The organism is Azotobacter chroococcum, from assembly GCF_002220155.1.
GTDB classification, from domain to species: Bacteria; Pseudomonadota; Gammaproteobacteria; order Pseudomonadales; family Pseudomonadaceae; genus Azotobacter; species Azotobacter chroococcum.
Window position 1 is genome coordinate 2,875,388 of the sequence record NZ_CP011835.1, and the last position, 21,571, is coordinate 2,896,958.

At 68.2% G+C, this 21,571-nt stretch carries 21 protein-coding genes; 14 read left to right on the forward strand and 7 right to left on the reverse strand.

Features of this window, described 5'->3' with window-relative positions:
- Positions 1-35: 35 nt before the first annotated feature.
- Positions 36-1,187, reverse strand: coding sequence for a serine hydrolase domain-containing protein (locus ACG10_RS13235; RefSeq protein WP_089168576.1), 1,152 nt, complete (start codon positions 1,185-1,187; stop codon positions 36-38).
- Positions 1,188-1,275: 88 nt separating this feature from the next.
- Positions 1,276-3,669: a beta-agarase gene (locus tag ACG10_RS13240; RefSeq protein WP_089168577.1), complete on the reverse strand. Its 2,394-nt coding sequence runs from the start codon at positions 3,667-3,669 to the stop codon at positions 1,276-1,278.
- 373 nt (positions 3,670-4,042) lie between these two features.
- Between ACG10_RS13240 and mbhE the strand changes: the two genes are divergently transcribed.
- From mbhE to mnhG, 6 genes are read left to right on the forward strand one after another with little or no spacing between them, the layout of a single operon-like run.
- Positions 4,043-6,766 (forward strand): hydrogen gas-evolving membrane-bound hydrogenase subunit E, encoded by a 2,724-nt coding sequence (gene mbhE / locus ACG10_RS13245; protein WP_089169886.1) that lies wholly within the window; start codon positions 4,043-4,045, stop codon positions 6,764-6,766.
- Between the two features lie 8 nt (positions 6,767-6,774).
- A complete protein-coding gene (locus tag ACG10_RS13250) occupies positions 6,775-7,173 on the forward strand; it encodes a sodium:proton antiporter (RefSeq protein ID WP_232487110.1) in 399 nt (132 codons plus the stop codon).
- Entirely contained in the window at positions 7,170-8,663 is a 1,494-nt protein-coding gene (locus ACG10_RS13255; RefSeq protein ID WP_089168579.1) for a proton-conducting transporter transmembrane domain-containing protein, read from the forward strand. Before ACG10_RS13250 ends, ACG10_RS13255 begins: the two co-directional genes overlap by 4 nt.
- Positions 8,664-9,143 (forward strand): Na+/H+ antiporter subunit E, encoded by a 480-nt coding sequence (locus ACG10_RS13260; RefSeq protein WP_089168580.1) that lies wholly within the window; start codon positions 8,664-8,666, stop codon positions 9,141-9,143.
- Positions 9,140-9,457 (forward strand): monovalent cation/H+ antiporter complex subunit F, encoded by a 318-nt coding sequence (locus ACG10_RS13265; protein ID WP_089168581.1) that lies wholly within the window; start codon positions 9,140-9,142, stop codon positions 9,455-9,457. The genes ACG10_RS13260 and ACG10_RS13265 overlap by 4 nt, the downstream gene beginning before the upstream one ends.
- The gene (mnhG, locus tag ACG10_RS13270; protein WP_052263883.1) at positions 9,454-9,792 is read left to right on the forward strand and encodes a monovalent cation/H(+) antiporter subunit G; all 339 of its coding nucleotides are present in this window, start codon (positions 9,454-9,456) and stop codon (positions 9,790-9,792) included. The genes ACG10_RS13265 and mnhG overlap by 4 nt, the downstream gene beginning before the upstream one ends.
- An 84-nt stretch (positions 9,793-9,876) precedes the next feature.
- Here mnhG and dinG read toward each other — a convergent pair whose 3' ends face one another.
- Positions 9,877-12,021, reverse strand: a complete 2,145-nt coding sequence (dinG, locus tag ACG10_RS13275) for an ATP-dependent DNA helicase DinG (RefSeq protein WP_039803313.1) — start codon at positions 12,019-12,021, stop codon at positions 9,877-9,879.
- A gap of 94 nt (positions 12,022-12,115) precedes the next feature.
- On the opposite strand from dinG, the gene ACG10_RS13280 reads away from it, so the two are divergent.
- Positions 12,116-12,580, forward strand: a complete 465-nt coding sequence (locus tag ACG10_RS13280) for a CopD family protein (RefSeq protein WP_039803310.1) — start codon at positions 12,116-12,118, stop codon at positions 12,578-12,580.
- Positions 12,581-12,598: 18 nt separating this feature from the next.
- Here the strand turns inward: ACG10_RS13280 and ACG10_RS13285 are convergent, their stop codons facing one another.
- Entirely contained in the window at positions 12,599-12,850 is a 252-nt protein-coding gene (locus tag ACG10_RS13285) for a DUF1145 domain-containing protein (RefSeq protein ID WP_232487274.1), read from the reverse strand.
- 128 nt (positions 12,851-12,978) lie between these two features.
- On the opposite strand from ACG10_RS13285, the gene ACG10_RS13290 reads away from it, so the two are divergent.
- Entirely contained in the window at positions 12,979-13,476 is a 498-nt protein-coding gene (locus ACG10_RS13290) for a DUF6231 family protein (protein WP_089168583.1), read from the forward strand.
- 4 nt (positions 13,477-13,480) lie between these two features.
- Positions 13,481-13,999, forward strand: coding sequence for a YchJ family protein (locus tag ACG10_RS13295; protein WP_089168584.1), 519 nt, complete (start codon positions 13,481-13,483; stop codon positions 13,997-13,999).
- Between the two features lie 167 nt (positions 14,000-14,166).
- On the opposite strand, the gene ACG10_RS13300 is transcribed toward ACG10_RS13295, so the two are convergent.
- Positions 14,167-14,703, reverse strand: coding sequence for a hypothetical protein (locus tag ACG10_RS13300; RefSeq protein ID WP_089168585.1), 537 nt, complete (start codon positions 14,701-14,703; stop codon positions 14,167-14,169).
- Between the two features lie 177 nt (positions 14,704-14,880).
- Here ACG10_RS13300 and ACG10_RS13305 point away from each other — a divergent pair, with 177 nt between their 5' ends.
- From ACG10_RS13305 to ACG10_RS13315, 3 genes are all read left to right on the forward strand, one after another.
- Positions 14,881-15,378: an LEA type 2 family protein gene (locus ACG10_RS13305; protein ID WP_169531335.1), complete on the forward strand. Its 498-nt coding sequence runs from the start codon at positions 14,881-14,883 to the stop codon at positions 15,376-15,378.
- Positions 15,379-15,384: 6 nt separating this feature from the next.
- Positions 15,385-15,840 (forward strand): DUF2489 domain-containing protein, encoded by a 456-nt coding sequence (locus ACG10_RS13310; RefSeq protein WP_039803302.1) that lies wholly within the window; start codon positions 15,385-15,387, stop codon positions 15,838-15,840.
- A gap of 121 nt (positions 15,841-15,961) precedes the next feature.
- Positions 15,962-18,490: a penicillin acylase family protein gene (locus ACG10_RS13315; protein WP_089168586.1), complete on the forward strand. Its 2,529-nt coding sequence runs from the start codon at positions 15,962-15,964 to the stop codon at positions 18,488-18,490.
- A gap of 141 nt (positions 18,491-18,631) precedes the next feature.
- Here the strand turns inward: ACG10_RS13315 and ACG10_RS13320 are convergent, their stop codons facing one another.
- Positions 18,632-18,862 (reverse strand): hypothetical protein, encoded by a 231-nt coding sequence (locus ACG10_RS13320; RefSeq protein ID WP_089168587.1) that lies wholly within the window; start codon positions 18,860-18,862, stop codon positions 18,632-18,634.
- Between the two features lie 186 nt (positions 18,863-19,048).
- On the opposite strand from ACG10_RS13320, the gene ACG10_RS13325 reads away from it, so the two are divergent.
- Positions 19,049-20,365, forward strand: coding sequence for an erythromycin esterase family protein (locus ACG10_RS13325; RefSeq protein ID WP_169531337.1), 1,317 nt, complete (start codon positions 19,049-19,051; stop codon positions 20,363-20,365).
- A 4-nt stretch (positions 20,366-20,369) separates the two neighbouring features.
- Positions 20,370-21,041, forward strand: a complete 672-nt coding sequence (locus ACG10_RS13330) for a phosphoribosyltransferase (protein WP_089168588.1) — start codon at positions 20,370-20,372, stop codon at positions 21,039-21,041.
- A gap of 25 nt (positions 21,042-21,066) precedes the next feature.
- On the opposite strand, the gene ACG10_RS13335 is transcribed toward ACG10_RS13330, so the two are convergent.
- Positions 21,067-21,276 (reverse strand): hypothetical protein, encoded by a 210-nt coding sequence (locus ACG10_RS13335; protein ID WP_089168589.1) that lies wholly within the window; start codon positions 21,274-21,276, stop codon positions 21,067-21,069.
- Between the last annotated feature and the right edge of the window lie 295 nt (positions 21,277-21,571).

Sequence of the window (21,571 nt, forward strand, 5' to 3'; positions counted from 1 at the left end):
GGCAAGGCATTGCCTTGACAGGCAGACGAGCGGTGTCAACCCAGGCATTCTCCCGCCAGGCGCGCCAGCTTCTGTGCCCGCGGGTCCATCAGTATGTAGGGCCCCAGGCTGTTGGTGACGAAGCCGAAGGCCAGTTCGCGCTCGGGGTCGGCGAAACCGCAGGAGCCGCCAGCGCCCGGATGACCGAAGGCCTTGGGGCCGAGGCCGAAGGTGGCATTGGCCAGCGCGGGCTGGTCGAGCATGCAGCCGAGGCCGAAGCGGGTCGGGGTGAGCAGGGTGCGGTCCTCGCCGCAGCTGTGCTCGCGGGTCATTTCATTGAGCAGCTCGGCCGGCAGCAGGCGACCGTCGAGCAGCCCGGTATAGAAGCCCGCCAGGGAGCGCGCATTGCCATGGCCGTTCGCCGCCGGCTGATGCATGCGCCGCCACTCGGGCTTGTTGCTGCTGTTCAGGATCGACGGCGGGTTGGTAAAGGCGCGGGTGGACAGGGCTTCCGGCTCGCTCATCGTGACCTTGAGCAGGCGCTGGGCGGCGGCGTCGCCAAGATTGCCCTTGCCCCGCCCGATATGGGCGACCCGGTGGAATTCGGCGTCGTCCAGCCCGACATGGAAATCCAGACCGAGCGGCCGGGCGATGCGCGCCGCGATCGAGTCGCCAGGCTCGCGGCCATCGGCACGCCGCAGCAGCTCGCCGACCAGCCAGCCGAAGGTGATCGGCGCATAGCCGTGTCCCTTGTCGTGCGGCTCCCACCAGGGGACCTCGGCAACCAGCGCCGCGGTCATCGCCTGCCAGTCGTAGAGCGCCTCCGGCGCCAGCGGGGCACGGATCGCCGGCAGTCCCGCCTGGTGGCAGAGCAACTGCCGCAGGGTGATGCGTGCCTTGCCCGCGGCGGCGAACTCGGGCCACAGCCGTGCCACCGGGGCATCGAGATCCAGCTTGCCCTCCTCCACCAGTTGCAGGGCGGTGACCGCGGCGAAGGGTTTGGTGCAGGAAAACAGGTTGGCGATGGTATCGCTCTGCCAGGCCTCGCTGCCCTCCCGGTCGGCGACCCCGGCCCAGAGATCCACCACGGTTTCCCCGCCGATCTGGACGCAGAGCGCCGCGCCACGGGTCTGGCCGTCCTCGAACAATGCGGCGAACGCTTCCTTCAGCGCCTCGAACTTGAGGTCGAAATAGCCTTGAACCTGCACCTTGTCTCTCCTGGCAGCCCAACCGTTCGTCATTCTCCCAGCCGCCACAGGGTTTTGTGAACTCCTGCACGGAATCTTTGTGGCGCGGTCACGGCGCCTTGGCCGGCGTCTCGGACCGAGCGCCGCCTTCGGCCGCCGGTTTGCCGGCAGCCGGTGCCGCGGCCGACTCGAGGATGCTCCCCACCTTCAGGTTGGCCTTGCGCACGGACTCGACGAAGCCGGAAAACGGCCGGTCGGTGACGCCGACCAGGCCGATATGGCCGTTCTCGCCGTCCAGCAGACGCCCGGTCACCGGCTGGTCGAGGTACTGGAACCAGTGCACGCCGACGATCGACGGCTCGGCCAGGGCGCGCTCGAGGAAGTGGGCATAGGCCGGGCCGCGCTCCTCCTCCTTGTACACCTCGGCCACACCGCCCCAGAACGGACCACGATCCCGCGAGCCGAAATGGAACTCGCTGACCAGCACTGGCTTGTCCAGCGCGCGCAGGGCTTCGAAGTCATACCCATGCTGAGGTTCGCGGGTATAGAAGTTGAAGCTCAGCACGTCGCAGTACCTGGCACAGGCGGCGACCGCCTCGGGGGTGGAAATGGCGAAACGGCCGCCGAGCAGCAGATGATCGGGAGCATGCCATTTCAGCGACTCGGCGATGGTCTTGAAATAGGTATCGGCGAAGAGCTGCTGGAAGCGCTGCAGATCCTCCTCGATGGCAGGATGCTCGGGGCTCGGCAGCGGCGCCTCGAATCCCGGGTCCTCCATCAGCTCCCAGGCCGGCAGCTCGATGCCCCAGGCGGCGGAGAGGCCCTGCTGGTTGCGGTAGCGGTCGCGCAGCAGCTTGAGGAAGGCGCGCTTGGCCGGCACGTCGGTGGTCTGCCGCAAGGTGCCATAGGCCAGGGCATAGCGGGACTTCGGATCGGTGCCCGGCGCGGCCCAGCTGAGCTCGTTGTCGGCGAAATAGCCGACGACCCAGGGGTTGTTCCGGTGATCGCGCGTGGCGATGGCAATGGCGCGCTCGGCGGCCATGGCGAAACGTGGATCGAAGGGGTCGGGCATGCCGCCCCACCAGTCGTGGCCGGTGGAGATGGTGGCGTAGTCGCCGCGGATCAGCAGCGGAATCGTGTAGGGCACCCGGCGCATCGTCCCCAGGGCAAGATCGCTCCAGTTGCCCAGGGTGTTGAAGCCCCAGGCCTGCAGGCGCTCCAGGGTGTGCCCGCGCCAGCGCTGGGCGTCGAAGAACTGGGTGACGCACGGCGGTGCAGCGGCGGGCTGCCCGGCGACCGGCGCGACAGTTGCCGGGCTGGCAGGTGCCTCCCCGGCGGGAGCCTCCGGCGGCGCGCGCTCCGGCTCGACAATCTCCGCCTCGGTGGCAACCTGCGCCCCGGCCGGCGTGCAGCTCTGACCGTAGGTTCGATAGAGATTCGCCCGGTAGAAGTCGTACCAGCGTCCGTGGGCGAACTGGCGCCCGCCGTTGGCGCCGGTGGCCTGGCGGCTGTCGCCGGCCCCGTAGAAGGCGCCCAGCGGGGCGTCCTTGCCGGGCAGGTCGAGGAACATCCCCTCGCGTCCCTCGATGTAGGTGCGGCTGTTGCCGGAGGAAACGGTGTTCACGCCGAGGGAGAAGAACGGATGGCCCTCCGGCGTCACCAGATACCAGCGGCCCTCGTGCCTGGCCACCCGGAAGAAGCCCGTGGCCTCCAGCTGCGGGCCCTTCAGCCAGCCGCCGAAGCGGTCCAGCTGGGACCGCTCGGCCAGCCAGCGGCCGAGCTGCGCCTGCTCCTGCTCGGCCGCCGCCTTCAGCTGCTTGTCGCTGGTGACCTTTTCCGGCCACTCGACCCGGCTGTACTGCCCGTAGGCATCGACGATGCCACGGTAGACTTGCGGCTCGAGATCCTCGCGCACGCCGAAGCGGCCGAGCAGGATGCTCTGCTGCACGTCCGGCTTCTCCAGGGAGAGGGTCACCGCCTTCACCTGGCGGAGATCGATCTCGCCTTCCAGGCTGGTCGCCACGAGCAGGCGCTGGTTGTCATGGGTCCAGGGCATCGGCGGCGCGGCGCGCATGCCCTGCGCCCTGGGCGAGCTGGCGTGCAGCGGCAGCACCAGGGTCTGTGCCGGACCGGCCGGCAACGCGACGAGCGTCTTGAGGAACTTGCCGTCGGCGCTCTCGATGCTCACCTGCAGGGTCAGCGCCCAGTCCATGGCATTCTGGATGCGCAGGCTGACCGCCCCGGCGCTGGACCAGTCCCAGCTGCCCTGCTGCGGGGTCAGGCGCAGGCTCGGCCCCTCCTGCGGATTGAAGGTGACCCGCCGGAGCAGTTCCCCCCCGGCCACGCTCTCCGCGGTCAGCTCGGGCAGGAAGGCGCCCTCGCCCTTGACCTGCACCACGTCGGTGGGTCGCACGAAGTTGAACAGCACCTGCTCATCGGCCGCCTGTGCAGAAAGGGGTACCAGACAACAGGCGAACAGCAGGGAAACCAGCGGACGGATCATCGAGTTCGCTCTCCAGCGGGACGGGAGGTGGACAATAAAGGTTGGCATGATGCCAGTCGCCCCTGCCGCGGTGAAGCCAAAGCGCTGACTGAACGACCTATTTCAACACGCTTCATGCAAGGGCATGACCGGATGCGACAGGGATCCGCCCATGCAGTTCGGCCGGGACCGGACATCGACAAGCAGACGCCCTGGCGTAACAAAGGGTGATGTGCTGGCGGACTCTCTATGCTGGAAAAAGCGGCATGGAATACCGGGCGGCAGCCCTTCATCGCACACCCTGGCGCGAATGTCTTTTGCTCCAGCGCAGTCCCGCCGCTTGCGTCAGGCCAGTGCCCGCCTCGTGCCGCAGGCCGCGGAGCAGGAGAAAACCGTGTTCTGTCTGCTGTTCGTCATCGCGCTGACAGCCTTGGCCGCTCCCTGGCTGACCGGGAAGCTGCAGCAGCGTGCCGGCTGGCTGTTGGCCCTGGCACCGCTGGCGGCGTTCTGCTGGTTCGTCTCCCGGATCCCCGCCGTGGCCGCCGGCAAGACACTGCATGAAAGCCTCTCCTGGGTACCGGCCCTGGGCGTTCGGCTCAGCCTGTACCTGGACGGCCTGTCGCTGCTGTTCGCCCTGCTGATCAGCGGCATAGGCACACTAATCGTGCTCTATGCCGGCGCCTACCTGTCCCGCCACCGGCATCTCGGCCGCTTCCATGCCTACCTGCTGACCTTCATGCTGGCGATGCTCGGCCTGGTGCTGGCCGATGACATGGTGGTGATGTTCGTGTTCTGGGAGCTGACCAGCATCGCCTCCTTCCTGCTGATCGGCTTCCTGCACGAGAAGGCGGAGTCGCGCCGTGCCGCCCTGCAGGCGCTGCTGATCACCGGCGCCGGCGGCCTGGCCCTGCTCGCCGGGTTGGTCCTGCTCGGCATCGCCGCCGAAGCCTCGCAGTTTTCCAGCCTAAGGGCGGCGCAGCTGGAAGGGCATCCCCTATTGCCGGCGATCATGCTGTTGATATTGCTCGGCTGCTTTACCAAGTCGGCGCAGATCCCCTTCCATATCTGGCTACCCAACGCCATGAATGCACCGACGCCGGTATCGGCCTATCTGCATTCCGCGACCATGGTCAAGGCCGGCATCTATCTGCTGGCACGCCTGAATCCGGTGCTCGGCGGCCCCCTTGGCTGGGGAACGATACTGATTGCCGTGGGTACGACCACGGCCGTGCTCGGCACCCTGCTGGCATTCCGCCAGACCGACCTCAAGCGACTGCTGGCCTACACCACGGTCACCGTGCTCGGTCAGCTGACCATGCTGATCGGCACCGATACCGCCCATGGCCTGCAGGCCTTCGTGCTCTATCTGGTGGCCCACTCGCTGTACAAGGGCGCCCTGTTCATGGTGGTGGGCGCCATCGACCAGGGCACCGGCACCCGTGAGCTGACGCGCCTCGGCGGACTGATCCGCTACATGCCGCTGACCGGCGCGGCAATGGCCCTGGCCGCCTTCTCCAATGCCGGACTGCCGCCATTCTTTGGCTTCATCGCCAAGGAGTTCAAGTACGCCGGGCTGATGGAAATGGGCCTGGTCGGCTGGGCCGTGGCCCTGGCGATGATCCTCACCAACGCCCTGCTGTTCGCCATCGCCGGCCTGATGTTCATCCGCAGTTTCCTCGGCCCCCCGGGCGACTACCCCAGGACGCCCCATGAAGTTTCGCTGTCGATGTGGCTGGGGCCGATGCTGCTGGCGCTCGGCGGCTTCCTCCTCGGCGCCTGGAACACCTGGCCGGAAACCTGGCTGGTGAACACCGCGGTGCAGGCGGTGGCCCGCAGCCCGGTAGACGTCAAACTGTACCTCTGGGGCGGCATCACCCCGGCAGTGCTGGCCAGTCTGCTGACCCTGTTGCTGGGGGTGCTGCTCTATCGTTCCCGCGAGCGCGTGCGGGTGCTGCTGGAGCGTGCCGACATGGCCTTGAGCATCAGTGGTGACCTGCTCTGGGATCGCCTGCTCAGGCACCTGTTCCTGTTCGCCGCAATCCTCGCCGCGCGCTTCCAGCACGGCTCGCTGCGCCAGCACCTGCTGCTGCTCGCCATGACGGCGCTCGGCACCCTGCTGGCATTCGGCCTGCCGTCTGTCGGTGGAGTGCTGGCCGAGGCGGATTTCTCGCCGGTCTCGCCGCTGGGCCTGGCTGGCTGCCTGCTGGCTCTGGTTGGCGCCGCCGCCACGGCACTGCTGCCCGGCCGGCTGACCCTGGTGGCGACACTGGCCACCTGCGGTCTGGGCCTGGTGCTGTTCTTCGCCGCCGTCAATGCGCCGGATGTGGCCATGACCCAGCTGATGGTCGAAGCCCTTGGCGTGATCTTCCTCACCCTGGTCTTCCGCAAGATGCCATCCATGCCGCCAAGCGGCGCACATTCGCCCTGGAAACGCCGCCTGCACGCCGCCGTGGCGATACTCTTCGGCCTGGGCGTGACCACTGCCCTGCTCCTGGTGACGAGCCTGCCGCTGCCCGGAGACGTGGCCGCCTGGTATCTGGCCAAGAGCCAGCCATATGGCCATGGGAACAACGTGGTGAACGTGATCCTGGTGGACTTCCGTGCCTACGACACGCTCGGGGAGATCCTCGTGGTGGCACTTGCCGCCCTGGCTGCGGCCCCCCTGCTGGCCGGCGGGCCGGGCACTGCAGGGGGGCGCCGGGGTGAGCCGGAGTTCGCCTCGGTACTGCTGCGCCAGGGACTCCCGCCCCTGGCCCTGCTGCTGATGGGCATTGCCCTGCTGCTGCTGTGGCGTGGCCACAACCTGCCGGGTGGCGGGTTCATCGCCGCTCTGGTGGCGGCCTCCAGCCTGATCCTGCTGTCCCTGACCTTCGGCAGCCGCGGGGTCCGCCACCTGCTGCCGGTCAGCCCGGCACGCCTGATCGGCTGCGGTCTGGCCTGTGCCACGGGCGCGGGGCTGCTCGGCCTGCTGGCCGGCGAGGCCTTTCTCGACGGGCTCTGGATGTTTCCCGGCGGCTTGCCGCTGGGCAGTCCCCTGCTGTTCGACCTCGGCGTGTTTCTCACAGTGCTCGGCTCGGCCATGCACATGCAGGAGAAGCTGACGGGAGTCCAGGACTGATGGAGTGGATGGCGGCATTGACTGCCGGCGGCCTGGCCGGCCTTGGCCTGTGGATGCTGCTGGACCGCAATCTGAAGCGTGTGGTGCTGGGCATCGGCGTGCTGGGCAATGGCATCAATCTCGGCGTGCTCACCGCCGGCCGCCTCGCCGGCGACGGCGCAGCCTTCGCGAGCGTCGGCGCGACGGCGGCGAATCCCTTGCCCCAGGCGCTGGTGCTGACTGCCATCGTCATCGGCTTCGGACTGTTCGTGTTCGCCCTGGCGCTGCTCAAGCGCACCCGCGAACTGTACGGGGACCGCTCCACCGATGCGGTCAGTGCCGCCACCGAAGAGCCGGCGCCGGACTGGCAGGCCGGCCAGGAGGAAGAGGAACCCGGCAACGGCGGCCGGCGGGAGCCGCCCTCATGAATATCCTGCTGGTTGCTCCCGTGCTGGTACCGCTCGCCACGCTGCTGCTGGGCATCCTGTTGCGGGCACGGGTCCGGCTGGTGGCGCGACTCAGCATCGGCGGCTGCAGCCTGCTGCTGCTGGTCGGCCTGACGCTCGTCTGGCTGGCGGCCAGCGATGTGGTGCTGTCCGGGCAACTGGGCAGCTGGCAGGCGCCCTACGGTATCAGCCTGGTGATCGACCGGCTGTCCGCGGCGATGGTCGCCATCAGCGGGACGATCGGCCTGGCCACCGTGGTCTATGGCGTCGGCCGCGACTGCCCACCCCAGGTGATCCGCGACTTCCACCTGTTTGTCCAGGGGCTGCTGTGCGGAATCTGCGGCGCCTTCATCACCGCCGACATCTTCAATCTGTATGTCTGGTTCGAGGTGCTGCTGATCGCCTCGTTCGCCCTCATGGCCCTGGGCGGCGGCAAGCGGCACCTGGCGGGCACCATGACCTACATGGCGCTGAACCTGTTCGCCACCCTGCTGTTCCTGCTTGCCGCCGGACTGGTCTACGCCAGCACCGGAACCCTCAACATGGGCGATCTGGCGCTGATCGTACGCGCCGGAGAGACGGCTCCGGGCACCACCGCCGCGCTGTTCCTGATGCTACTGTCGTTCGCCATCAAGGCCGCACTGTTCCCGGTGTTCGGCTGGCTGCCGGCCACCTATCACGTACCGCTGATGGCTGTCTCGGCGCTGTTCGCCGGCCTCCTGACCAAGGTCGGAGTCTATGCGCTGATCCGCCTGGTGACCCTGCTCTGGCCCGAATACGGCCCGGCCCACGAGGCTCTGCTGTGGATCGCCTGCGCCACCATGCTGGTGGGCGTGCTGGGTGCCGCGGCACAGAGCGAAGTGCGGCGCATCCTGTCCTTCCATATCGTCAGCCAGATCGGCTACATGATCCTCGGCCTCGCCCTGGCCACGCCACTGGCCCTGGCCGGGGCGGTGTTCTATCTGATCCATCACATCGTGGTGAAGGCCAACCTATTCTTCATCGGCGGCCTGGCGGCACGGATCTGCGGTTCGGAACACCTGGCGGGCATGGGAGGACTTTACGCGCGCTATCCCGGACTGGCCCTGCTGTTCGCCATTCCGGCGCTGTCGCTGGCCGGCATTCCCCCGCTCTCCGGGTTCTGGGCCAAGCTCCTGCTGGTCAGGGCCAGCCTGGAGAGCAGTGCCTGGTGGGCTGCAGCCATTGCGCTGATCACCGGGATCTTCACCCTGCTGTCGATGAACAAGCTCTGGAACGAGGCGTTCCTCAAGGCCCACCCACACGGCGAGGCAGCGCTGCAGACAGCGGGAGCGCAGCGCTGCAACTGGTGGCCCATCGCTGCGCTGACCCTGCTGACCGTGGCAATCGGCCTGGGAGCCGGGCCGGTGGCCGAGTATGCCAGCGCCGCCGCCGCCCAACTGGGCGACCCCCAGGCCTATTTCCACCCCTTGCGCACTACGGAAGCACGCTAGATGTTCCTGGGCCACCTTCTGCTGAGCGGCACCCTTGCCGCACTCTTCGGCGCCTTCCATTTCCACGGCCTGCTGGCGGCCTTCGTCCTGCTATATCTGCTGTGCAGGCTGGCCGTTTCTGTGCAGCCTTTGCGCCGCCATGCACGGAGGGTGGAGCTGGGAAGCGCCTTCATCGTCTGGTTCATCGGCCAGGTGCTCCTTGCCAGCCTGCATGTGGCCAGCCTGGTGCTGGCACGGCAGGTCAGGGTGGGGCCGGCGGTGGTAGCCGTATCCCTGCGCCGCCCCGAAGCGCGTCTGGCCACCCTGCTCGGCTGCCTGCTGAGCCTGACCCCTGGCACCATGGCCCTGGAGTACCAGGAAACCGAGGGCATCCTCTTCATCCATGCCCTGGATGCCCGCAGCCCGGCGACCGTGGAACACCTGCTGCGCGAACTGGAGCGCCGCCTGCTCCACTGGCTGGATGCTGGAGGCTCGGGATGATTGTCGAACTGGCCGGCGCTGCCTGGGTATTGCCCGTGGCCGCCCTGTTGCTGGTCGCGAGCGCCCTGCTGATCCTCTACCGTCTGCTGCGCGGACCGAGCCATCCGGACCGGGTGGTGGCCCTCGATGCCCTGATGCTGGTGGCAGTCGCCAGCATGGCGCTGGCCGCCCTGTTCCGGGTCCAGGCGGTGCTGCTCGATGTCGCGGTGCTGCTGGCCCTGATGTCCTTCATCGGCACCACCGCCTTCGTCTTCCTGTTCCGCAAGGAGTCGGCAGAACACGAAGCGCGCAACGAGAAGGAGAAGGAACCGTGAACATCCTGCCCTGGCTGGCCTCGCTGCTGGTCCTCGGCGGCGCCCTGATCTCGCTGCTCGGCGCCGTCGGCGTGCTGCGCCTGCCCGACAGCTACAGCCGCATGCATGCGGCGAGCAAGGCCGGGGTGCTGGGCACGGTGCTGATCCTGACCGGCACCGCTGCCGCCAGCCGCGGCCAGATGGCCGGCGAGGCCCTGCTCGGCCTGCTGGTGCTGCTGGCCAGCGCGCCCCTGGCCAGCCATGCCATCTTCCGCGCCGCGCACCGCGCCGGGATCAGGCCGCGGGTAGGCCCGCTCGGCGATGCCCTGGAGCGGGAGCGGCGGAAAAACGACTGAGCCTCGCCCAGCCCCGGAGTGGCACACCGCTCTCGAGATGCAGCTTTGGAGACGACTGCCACGGCGATCCTGATCCCGGCCGCGTCAGCCGATCTCCCGGCGAAACGGCGGCAGCGCATCGAGGATCGCCTTGCCGTAGCGCTGGGTCACCACCCGCCGATCGAGCAGGGTGATGGTGCCGCGGTCCTGCTCGGTGCGCAGCAACCGGCCGCAGGCCTGAACCAGGCGCAGCGAGGCGTCGGGCACGGCGATCTCCATGAACGGATTGCCGCCGCGCGCCTCGATCCACTCGGCCAGCGCCGCCTCCACCGGATCGTCGGGCACGGCGAAGGGGATCTTGGCGATCACCACGTGTTCGCAGTAGGCCCCGGGCAGATCGACGCCCTCGGCGAAGCTGGCCAGGCCGAACAAGACGCTGGGCTCGCCCCCGTCGACCCGCGCCTTGTGCCGGTTCAGGGTTTCCTGCTTGGACAGGTTGCCCTGGATCAGCACGCGCCTGCGCCAGTCGCGCTCGAGGCCGTCGAAGACATCCTGCATCTGCCGGCGCGAGGAGAACAGCACCAGGCTCCCGCGCGCGCCCGCCACCAGCTGCGGCAGTTCGCGGACGATGGCGGCGGTGTGCGCGGCGACGTCGCGCGGGTCGGCCTTGAGGTCCGGCACCCGCAGCAGGCCCGCCTCGGCATGGGCGAAGGGGCTGGGCACCACCGCGCTGACGGCGCTCTTCGGCAGGCCGGCGCGCATGCGGAAGCGGTCGAAGCTGTTCAGCGCGGTCAGGGTGGCGGAGGTCACCAGCGCGCCATGGGCGATGCTCCACAGGTGGCGGCGCAGGGTCTCGGCGGCGAGGATCGGGCTGGCGTCGACCTCGATGTCGTGCAGCGCGCCGCCCTCGGCCAAGGTCAGCCAGCGTGCCATCGGCGGGCTGTCCTCCGGGTCCTCCGCGGTGAAGGCGGTCCACAGCTGCCAGTTGCCCTCGGCCCGCGCCAGCAGGCTGCCGAACAGCGGATACCACTCCTCCGCCTGGTGGCTGGCCAGGCCCGTGCCGGGCTCGCCGTCCATGGCCTCCTTGAGCAGTTCGGTGAGACGGGTGAAAGCCTCCATCAAGCGGGAAAAGCCCTTCTTCAGTTCGAGGCCCAGTTCGCGCAGGTGCTCCGGCACCACCCCGCCGACAAAACGATGGCGCGGCCGCTCGCGACCGTCCATGTCCTCGCCGGCACGAAAGTCGGCGAGCTGTTCGCAGGCGGCGAACATGAACTGCTGCTGGGTGCGCAGCTCGCGAGCCAGCTCCGGCACGCCCTCGATCAGCCGCCCCAGCTCGCCGGGCAGCGGATGCTGGGCGAGCAGCCGGGTCAGGTTCTTCTCCACCTGCCCCAGCCAGTCGGCGGTGGAGCGCAGGCGGGTGAAATGGGCGAAGTGGCCGATGGCCTTGTCCGGCAGGTGGTGGCCTTCGTCGAACACATAGAGGGTTTCGCGCGGATCGGGCAGCACGGCGCCACCGCCCAGCGCGAGGTCGGCGAGCACCATGTCGTGGTTGGTGACGATCACGTCTACCTTGGTCATGCCCTCGCGCGCCCGGTAGAAGGCGCACTGCTGGAAGTTCGGGCAGTGCCGGCCGGTGCACTGGCTGTGGTCGGTGGTCAGCCGCGACCAGGTGTCGTCCTCGATGGCCTGCGGCCAGGCATCGCGGTCGCCGTCCCAGCGGTTGCCGGCGAGCTTCTCGATCATCTGGGTGAACAGCTTCTGGCTGGCCTCGTCGACGTCGATGCGAAAGCCTTCCTCCTCGAACAGCTGGGCGGTGGCGCTCTGCGCCTGCCCCTCCTGCAGCAGCAGGTCGAGCCGGGACAGGCACAGGTAGCGGCCGCGCCCCTTGGCCAAGGCGAAGCTGAAGCTCAGGCCGCTGTTGCGCATCAGGTCGGGCAGGTCCTTGTTGACGATCTGCTCCTGCAGGGCGACAGTCGCGGTGGCGATCACCAGGCGCTTGCCGGCCGCCTTGGCCGCGGGAATCGCCGCCAGGCTGTAGGCCACGGTCTTGCCGGTGCCGGTGCCGGCCTCCACCGCGACCACCGCCGGCTCGCCCTGGCGCCGGCCTTCGTCGTCGGTGACGATGGCGCCCAGGACTCTGGCCACCTCGGCGATCATCAAGCGCTGCCCGTAGCGCGGCTTGAGGCCCTTGGCTTCGAGAAAGCGGGAGTAGGCACCCTGGATCTGTGACTTGAGTTCGGCGCTGAGCATTCCGCTTCCCGAATCGAAACTGGACAAATTTTCAGTATGCAAATCGGCGGCTATGATAGCGCGCGTTGCGTGGACCACCACCGGAGATTGCCGAATGACGCCCTATTCCCTCGCCTACACCCTGCATGTGCTGCCCGCCCTGATCTGGGTCGGCGGCATGTTTTTCGCCTGGATGATCCTGCGTCCCGCCGCGGTCAGCGAGCTGGATGCGCCGGCTCGGCTGAAGCTCTGGCCGGAAGTATTTCGCCGCTTCTTCCAGTGGGTCTGGGTGGCGGTGGTAGTACTGCCACTCAGCGGCATCGGCCTGCTGCACCTGCGCTTCCCCAGCCTTGGGACGGCACCCGCCTACGTGCACATCATGATGGGCCTGTATCTGGTGATGCTCGCTCTGTTCCTGCGCGTGCAGCTGCTGCAACTGCCGCAGTTGCGCAGGGCCGTGGAGCTTCGCGACTGGCCGGCCGGCGGCGCGGCGCTGGGGCGGATCCGCCGGCTGGTGGGATTCAACCTGCTGATCGGTCTGTCGCTGGTCGCCATCGCCGCCGCCCGGCCGACGTTCTGAAACGCCCGGCCGCCGAAGTCATGGCCGAGGCCGACTGTCCTGCGGCGGTGCATACACATGGAGGATGCCGAACAGCAGTATCTGCACACGGCTTCTCCAGCTCGGCGGGACGGCCTCGGCGCCACGCCGCGACAGCATCATTGCGAGCACCCGGGCGAGCAGCAGCACCCCTCCGCAGAGTGGCAGCAGCAGGTCGAAGGGCTTGTTCAGCGGCACCAGGAAAGCGCCGGCAAGCGCCAGCCACAGCGTCAGGTTCAGGGCCTTTCCCATAGTCAACAACAGTTTCATCGCGCTCCCGTAATGCGATCCTTGTCTGATCCGTCAGGCGTCGCCGCCAGCACGGAACGCCGATTGCCTTACTCTTGTACCCCAGCTGCACTCCCGATCGAGGATCTTCGATGACCGACAGCTTTTCTTCCCGCACGCCGCAGCAGGCCCTCGCCGCCCTGCTCGAGCGCTACGCCCCGGACCGGCTGCTGCTGGTCGGCGCCAGCGACCTGCCCGCCCTCGAGGCCTTCCGCAACACGCATCCGGAGGCCCTGGTGACCCACTGCGCCGCCGGCCCGCTGCCGGCCGAAGTCGCTGCCCAGCGCTACGAGCTGGCCGTGCTGGTCGACTGCCTGGAACACCTGCCCCGGCGCACCGGCCTGGAGCTGCTCGGCGGCATTCGCAACCTGAACGCCAACCGCCTCGCGGTACTGGTCGACCTGGCGGCGTGCGGCTGGCAGGATACCGACTTCTTCGCCCTAGCGCTGCAGGCCAGCGAGCGTTTCCGACGTGACGAACAGACCCTCACGCTGTTCACCTACGACCTCTACGACTACAAGCAGATACCGGACTGGCTGAACGCCAAGTTCTGGGCCAACCCGGAAAATTTCGGCAAGTACTGGTGGTGAACGGATGACCGGCAACTCCACGCCAGAACGGAGCCCGGACTGCCCCTGCGGCAGCGGCGCTCGACTCGACGAATGTTGCGGCCAGTATCTGGCCGGCACTCCCGCCCCCAGCGCCGAACGGCTGATGCGCTCGCGCTACAGCGCCTACGTGCTGGGCGACATCGACTATCTGCGGCAGACCACCCTGCCGGCCCAGCAGGCGGGTCTGGACGCCGAGGCGATGCGCGCCTGGAGCCTGCAGAGCACCTGGCTCGGCCTGCAGGTGGAAAAGGCCGAGCCGCCCGCCGAGCGGTCGGCGCATGCCTTCGTCACCTTCAGCGCACGCTGGCGGGATGTCTCGGGCGGGCACATCCATCGCGAGCGCTCCGCCTTCGTGCGGCATGCCGGCCGCTGGTACTTCATCGACCCGACCGTCCCGCTGCGGGCGGGTCGCAACGATCCCTGTCCCTGCAGCAGCGGAATGAAGTTCAAGAAATGCTGCGCGGATGCGCTGCACCAGGCCGCGCAGGGACTGGATGGGTAGTCCCCTTCCTGGCGAAGGCGGCAAAATACCAATGCTTGAGAATATTTCTTAACTATTGAGTACACTCGTCACCCCACCATTCCCCATCCCCGACATCGGGTGTATACGGTGACGATCCAAGGAAACATTGCATGCCCCTGTCCGACCGAGGTGCAGGCGCCCCGGAATCAGGGTGTCTCCAGGCGCAGATGGGAGATATCGGGCAGCGAGCCGGCCGGCCGCGCCGGAGCCTGTCCCATGTCGCTGCCGACCGGGGCCAGGCTCAGAGCGCTCAGGTCCAGACGCGGCGGCGGCGCTTCGGGCTTCGGCGCCTGCAGGTCGGCCCCCGCCGGAGCAACTCCGAAATCCGGAGCCTCGACCGCGGTGAAGGCCGCCATGTAGAGATCCCGCGGCGCCACCACGAGAGGCTTGCGGGGAGATTCGGGCCGATTGGCGGGAAGGTCGGCTTCTTGCCCTGGAGCAAGCAGCGCCGCCGCCTCCATCGGCAGAATGTCCGCCAGGGCACCGGCCCGCTCCAGGGTGGTCCGGTACGTCTCGGCCTCCTCGGCCGCCAGATTGCCCTTGAGGGATACGCGCCGGCCGGAAAACAGTGCGGCAATGCGTACGGCATCTGCACGGAACAGTTTGGCCAGATTGGCCTGCACCTGCTCCCGAGAGGCTCCGTGCACCAACTGGCCGGAAAAAACGATCTGATAGCGGCTCATGGTCATACTCATGTCCCAATCGTCTGGCAGTATGGCGCAGTTTTTTTTCGGCCAACAAGCTCGGGCAGCAGGCAAACGGGACTTCTGCGAAGCAGATCATCCCGCCGCCGGGCAGATCCGGCAAAGGTTGCAGCCAGGCCGCTGCTTGTTACACTGAGGCCCCCTTTGGAGTGCAGCATGTTTTTCCAGGCGCAAATCACAAGAATTCTAGGCCTGTTGGGGTTGCTCGGTCTGCTTTCCGGTCTCGCCGGCTGCTCCACCTGGGTGACCGGGACCTTCAAGGATCCCGATGTCCAGCTGGTCAAGGTCGACGTCGTCAAGGCCCGCCTGCTGGAACAGCAGTTCATCCTGCGCTTTCGCGTCGACAATCCCAACTGGGCGAGCCTGCCGATCCGCGGCCTGGACTATGAGGTGTTCCTGAACGACATCCGCCTGGCCAAGGGGGAGTCGAGCAAGTGGTTCACCGTACCCGCCCGCGGTCGCGAGGAGTTCGACGTCCTGGTCACGACCAACCTCTGGCGACATATGAAGAGGATCGTCAAGCTGCTGGAAGAGCCCGACCGGCCGATCCAGTACCAGTTGCAGGGCAAGGCCAAGACGGGGCTGCTGTTCGGACGCCGGGTGCTGGTTTCCCGCTATGGCGAGATCACCCCTGGCGACTACATCCGGGACTGATCGCCCATGAGTCCATTGATCGTCGGCCTGCTGCTGGCCGCCCTGCTGATCGTGCTGGCCCTGAGCGTTGTAGCCTTCGTCCTCTGGCGCCGGGTGTGGTTGCGCCAGAAAGCCCGCAAGGCCGCCGAAGCAGAGCGCCAGGTGCAGCTCGCCGAGCATCTGCGCATCCTCGCCGGTAGCCTGCTCGATGGGCAACTGCCCCTGGTCGAGGGCGCCATCCGCATCAAGAGCCTGCTCGAACACTACGACCCACCGCTGAACCAGAGCGAACGCCTGCAGGTTTTCCGCGAACTCTGCGAGGCCACCGCCCACATTCCCACGCATGAGGCCTGGAAAGCCCTGAGCAGGGCGGAGCGGCGCCAGTACGAGGTGCTGTTCAGCAGCCTCGAACTGCAGCACAAGGCAGCGGCCCGCAGCAGCGCGCGCTGGCTGCTGGAGGAAGGGCTGGCCACGCATCGCTGAAAACCCCCGGCCGGCTTGCAAGCCGCAGGCCGGCTCCCTACCTTAGGCGCCCATCCCGTACCCCCCGGGTCGCCCGCCTGCCCGTCATTTGCGCGACCCCATGCTCGAAGGAGCCCGCTGCATGCGCCTGCGCCCGTTTCGCCCCCTGTCCTGCCTGACCCTCGGCACCGGGCTCGCCCTGCTCGCGCTCGCCGGCTGCCAGACGATGGTCGACCAGCGCCATGCGGACAGCCTGCCACCTGCGCAGGGCGTACAGCACATCCAGGGGCTGACGGACAGCGTGGTGGTGCGGCGCAACGCCCTCGGCATGCCGCTGATCGAAACCCGCAACGAGCACGACGCCCTGTTCGCCCTCGGCTACGTGCACGCCAGCGATCGTCTCGGCCAGATGGTCGGCCTGCGCCTGATGGCCGAAGGACGGCTGGCCGAAATGCTCGGCCCGGGCGTCCTCGACATCGACCGTTTCATGCGCGCGACGGGCCTGCGGCGCCATGCCGAAACGCTCTACCGCAATGCCTCGCCCCGGCTGAAGCAGGACTTCGAGGTCTACGCCCGGGGGGTCAATGCCTTCCTGTTCCGTCACCGCGAGCGGCTGCCCATGGACCTGGCCGAGTCCGGCTACCAGCCGCCGTACTGGAACGCCGAAGACTCGGTGCTGCTGTTCTGCCTGCTGAACTTCAGCCTGTCGACCAACCTGCAGGAGGAGATCGCCGCGCTCACGCTGGCGCAGAAGGTCGGAACGGATCGGCTGGCCTGGCTGACGCCGATCTACCCGGACGATCCCCTGCCGGTCGAGGAGGCGGACAAGCTCAAGGGCCTCGCGCTTGACGGGCAGATCCCCGGCCTCGCCGCGCTGGAGCAGGCGGCCGGACAGGTCGCCGCCGTGAACATGCTGGGCGTCGCCGCCTCCAACAACTGGGCGATCGCGCCACGCGGCAGCCGGCTCGGCAAGAGCCTGCTGGCCAACGACACCCACCTGCCGCCGGCCCTGCCCTCGCTGTGGAACTTCGTGCATGTCCGCACGCCGCAACGCCAGACCGCCGGCGTCTCGGTCGCCGGCATCCCGGCGGTGATCGCCGGTTTCAACGGCCAGCTGGCCTGGGGCATGACCATGGTCATGGCCGACACCCAGGACCTGTTCCTCGAGCGGATCAGGAGCGAGGGCGGGCGCCTCCACTACCTCGCCGACGGCCAGTGGCTGCCGGCCCGCGAGCGCCAGGAGACCTTCCTCGTCAAGGGCGCGCAGCCGGTCCGCGAAACCCTCTACGAGACCCGCCACGGCCCGCTGCTGAACAACGTGCTCGGCGAGCGCAAGCATCCGCTGCAGCCCCTGTCGGTGAGCAGCGGCCATGGGCTGGCACTGCAGACGCTGCCCGTCGACGACGACCGGAGCCTGGACGCCTTCTTCCAGCTGTCCCGCGCCCGCTCGGTGGACAAGGCCTTCAAGGCGAGCAGCGAACTGCGCGCCATGGCGGTGAACCTGATGTTCGCCGATGCCGAGCACATCGGCTGGCAGGTGACCGGACGCTATCCCAATCGCCGCGCGGGCCTCGGCCTGCTGCCCTCCCCCGGCTGGGACGGCGCCTACGACTGGGACGGCTTCGCCGATCCCATGCTGCATCCCTACGACCAGGACCCGGCGCAGGGCTGGCTGGGTACCGCCAACCAGCGCACGGTGCCGCGCGGCTATGGCATGCAGCTGTCCAGCACCTGGTACTACCCGGAGCGCGCCGAACGCATCGCCGAACTGGCCGGCCGCGGTCGCCACGACACGCAGAGCATGATCGCCATGCAGTACGACCAGACCACGCGCTTCGCCGCCAAGCTCAAGGCCATGCTCGAAGCACCGGGCATGGCCAAACCACTGCGCCAGGCCATCGACGCCCTGCCGCCGGCCGAGCGCGACAAGGCCCGCGAGGCCCTGAGCCGGCTGCTCGCCTTCGATGGCCGGTTAACCGCCGACTCGGCGGACGCCGCCCTGTACGGCGCCTTCCTGCAGGAGAGCGCGCGGCAGACCTTCCTCGACGAACTCGGCCCGGATGACAGTCCCGCCTGGCAAGCCCTGCTGCAGATGTCCGGCCTCTCCTATTCGGCCCAGGCCGACCACCTGCTCGGTCGCGAGGACAGCCCGTTCTGGGACGACATCGCCACCCCGCCGCCCGAGGACAAGCCGGCCATCCTCGCGCGCAGTCTGGCGGCCGCGGTCAGCCATCTGGAAAGCCGGCTCGGCAGCGATCGGGATGCCTGGCAATGGGGCAAGCTGCACCGCTATCAATGGACCAGCGAGAGCACCCGGCTGGCTTCCTACCTCGACACCCGCCAGCGCACCGCCATCCACGCGCTCGGCGGCTACCTGGATGGCGCCGCCCGTCCCGCCGGCGGCGACCACGGCACGCTGAACGTTTCCGCCTATCGCTGGGGACAGGATTTCGACAGCCGCTTGATCCCGGCCATGCGCATCGTCGTCGACTTCGCCCGCGAGGAGCCCATGCTCGGGCTGAACAGCACCGGCCAGTCCGGCAACCCGGCCAGTGCGCACTACAAAGACGGCATCGATGCCTGGCTCGAAGGGCGCTACATGAGCTTTCCCTTCAAGGCAGAGAATCTGGACGAAACCTACGGCAGCCAGCGTCTGCTGCTGGTGCCGTAGGCTCGAGGTGGATTGGCCCGAAGGGCGGGGAACGAATTGATCCCGATACCATCCTCGCTGGTACTCGGGGAAGTTTTGTCTTTAAGACGTTCAGCCCGTCAGGTGCCGGACCGTCTTTCTTTCCTGGTGCGCCGCCGCGCCTCAGCCCGTTTTCAGGATGCCGCTCAGGGTGATGCCGTAGCGCTCGAACAACTGCAGCGCCGGCTCCTTCGCGCCGTTGCCACCGCCATTGTCGCGGCGCTCGAAACCTTCACGCCTCGCCAGTTCCAGAACTTTCCGGCTCGCTTCCTCCACGCTGGGCTTGGCCGGTGACTCGGTCACCATCTTCACCGTATTGCCATCCTTGTTGAATGTGATCGACCAAATAGCCATGTCGTGTTCCTCCGTTTCGCCATCAATGCGGGAATGCGGGTAGACATCCCAGTCCAGTCTAGAAGACAGACTAGTCCACCTTTGCGCCACTCGCCACTTGGCCAAATATGACTAGGCTTTTCTGAGGATCCTGCCACAGCCCGTCGACAGGCTCGCCCGACGAGGCCAGGGCTTCAGGAGGCTTGCATGAAAGAGCTTTTCGAGGCCCGGGAGTCTGTGGAGCTGCTGGGCCGCCATGCCATTTCCCTGCCTGCGCTCGACAGCGAGGCGTTCGCCAGCCTGTTCGACCGCTACGGCGATGCCCGGGTGGTGCTGATCGGCGAGGCCAGCCACGGCACCTCCGAGTTCTATCGCACCCGTGCGGCGATCACCCGGCGACTGATCGAACGGCACGGCTTCAACATCGTCGCGGTCGAGGCCGACTGGCCGGACGCTGCCCGGATCGATCACCAGGTGCGCCGGCAGCAGCCACCCGACTGGGAGCGCCAGGCCTTCCAGCGCTTTCCCGTCTGGATGTGGCGCAACTTGGAAGTCGCCGAGTTCTGCGACTGGCTGAGCCGTTTCAACCGGGATCTGCCGTACGAGCAGCGCGTCGAGTTTCGCGGCCTCGACGTCTACAGCCTGGGCGCCTCGATCGGCGCGGTGCTGGACTACCTGGACAGGACCGACACCCAGGCCGCCCGGGAGGCGCGCCAGCGCTACGGCTGCCTGATGCCCTGGCAGGATGCGCCGGCCCGCTACGGCCGCGATGTCCTCTACGGCACCCAGTCCTGCGAGGAGGCGGTGGTCGAGCAGTTGCGCAGCCTGCTCGAGCTGCGCCTGGAGGCGCTCGGCCAGGATGGCGAGGACTTCTTCGACGCTACCCAGAACGCCCGCGTGGTGCGCGCCGCCGAACACTACTACCGGATCATGTACCACGGCTCGAGCGCCTCCTGGAACCTGCGCGACCGGCACATGTTCGACACCCTGCGCAGCCTGCTGGAGCACCGCGGCCCCGCGGCCAGGGCGGTGGTCTGGGCGCACAACTCGCACATCGGCAATGCCGACGCGACGGCCATGGGCTGGGCCGGCGAATTCAACATCGGCGAACTGAGCCGCACCGCCTGGGCCAGGGATGCCGTGCTGATCGGCATGGGCACCGACCGCGGCGAGGTGGCCTGCGCCAGCGAGTGGGACGAGCCGATGCGCATCAAGAAGGTCCGCCCCGCGCGCCCGGACAGCTGGGAGCGCCTGTTCCTGCAAACCGGCATCCCCGCCTCCTTCACCGACTGGCGTGACGACGCACCCGCCGAACTGCGTGCGGTTCTCTCCGAAACCCTGCTGGAGCGCGCCATCGGCGTGATCTACCGGCCGGAGAGCGAGCGTCAGAGCCATTACTTCGAAGCCGTGCTGGCCGAGCAGTTCGATGCCTGGATCTGGCTGGAGGAAACCCACGCCGTCACGCCCCTGGGGCCCCACCAGCCGCAGGTGGGGCAGGCCGAAACCTACCCGTTCGGAGAATGAGCCCATGCACGCAACCAGCCATGCCCCCCACCTGTTCCTCGACCGCCGCAGCGCCGGCCTGGAGCTGGCCGACGCGCTGCTGTCCCATGCGGCCGAACGGCCGCTGGTGCTCGCCCTGCCCCGCGGCGGCGTGCCGGTCGCCTTCGAGGTCGCCCGGACGCTGCATGCCGAACTGGACATCCTGCTGGTGCGCCGGATCGGCGCGCCCGGACACAGCGGACTCGCGCTGGGCGCGGTGATCGACGGCGCCAACCCGCAGTTCGTGGTCAACGAGGAGCTGATGCGCCAGGTGCGTCCGCCATCCGGCTGGTTCGAGGAAGAAGTGCAGCGCCAGCTGCAGGAACTGGAGCGCGCTCGGCGGCTGTATTGCAGCGAGCCGCCGCCCCCGGTGGCCGGCCGCTGCGTGATCCTGGTGGATGACGGCATCGACACCGGCAGCAGCGTGCGGGCCGCGCTGAAAGGCCTGGCCAAGTCCGCCCCCGGGCAACTGATCCTGGCCGTACCGGTCGCCCCGCGTGAAGTCGTCAAGGACCTGCAGCCGCTGGTCGACGAGCTGGTCTGCCTGGCCATGCCCGAGCCCTTCGGCGCGATCTGGCGGCACTACGGCGACTTCGGCGAAACCAGCGACCAGGAAGTCGTCGACCTGCTGGCGGAGGCTCGGCACAGCGCCCGCTGATCAGGCGCCGTGCCCGACGGGGCGCTCAGACCACCGGCGCCGGCGGCGGCTGGTCCGGCCGGGTCGGCTCTCCCGGCTCGGTCGGCTGCGTCGGAACGCCGGGCTCGCTGGGCTGCCCAGGCCCTCCCGGCTCCGGATCGCCGGAAGGATTGCCGGCCAACCAAGGCCGGTTGGGCAGCGCCGGCGGCGCTATCGAGGGTTGCTGAAGGGGTTCGCGGTGCTGACGGATCTCCATGATGACCTCCGACGGTGAGGGGCGGCGAGCTGCCGACCCGATGGCTACAGTCGGTAGAACCCGCCGGACAGGAGTAATTCCCGGAAGTGGACGGCGAGCCTGGCGACGCGATGCCGCCGGTCATGCCTTCGACGGCCTTGATCCCGCCTCATGCGCGTGCCCCCAGTACTGGCCAACGGACGCCAGCGCCTGAACTATGCTCTAGCGCGCACGCTCCCGCTGCAGAAGCATTCGTCCCGCCCCTCGGAATCGCCCAGACCACCCGGACAGGATGCCCGTGCCCTCAAGGAAAGGA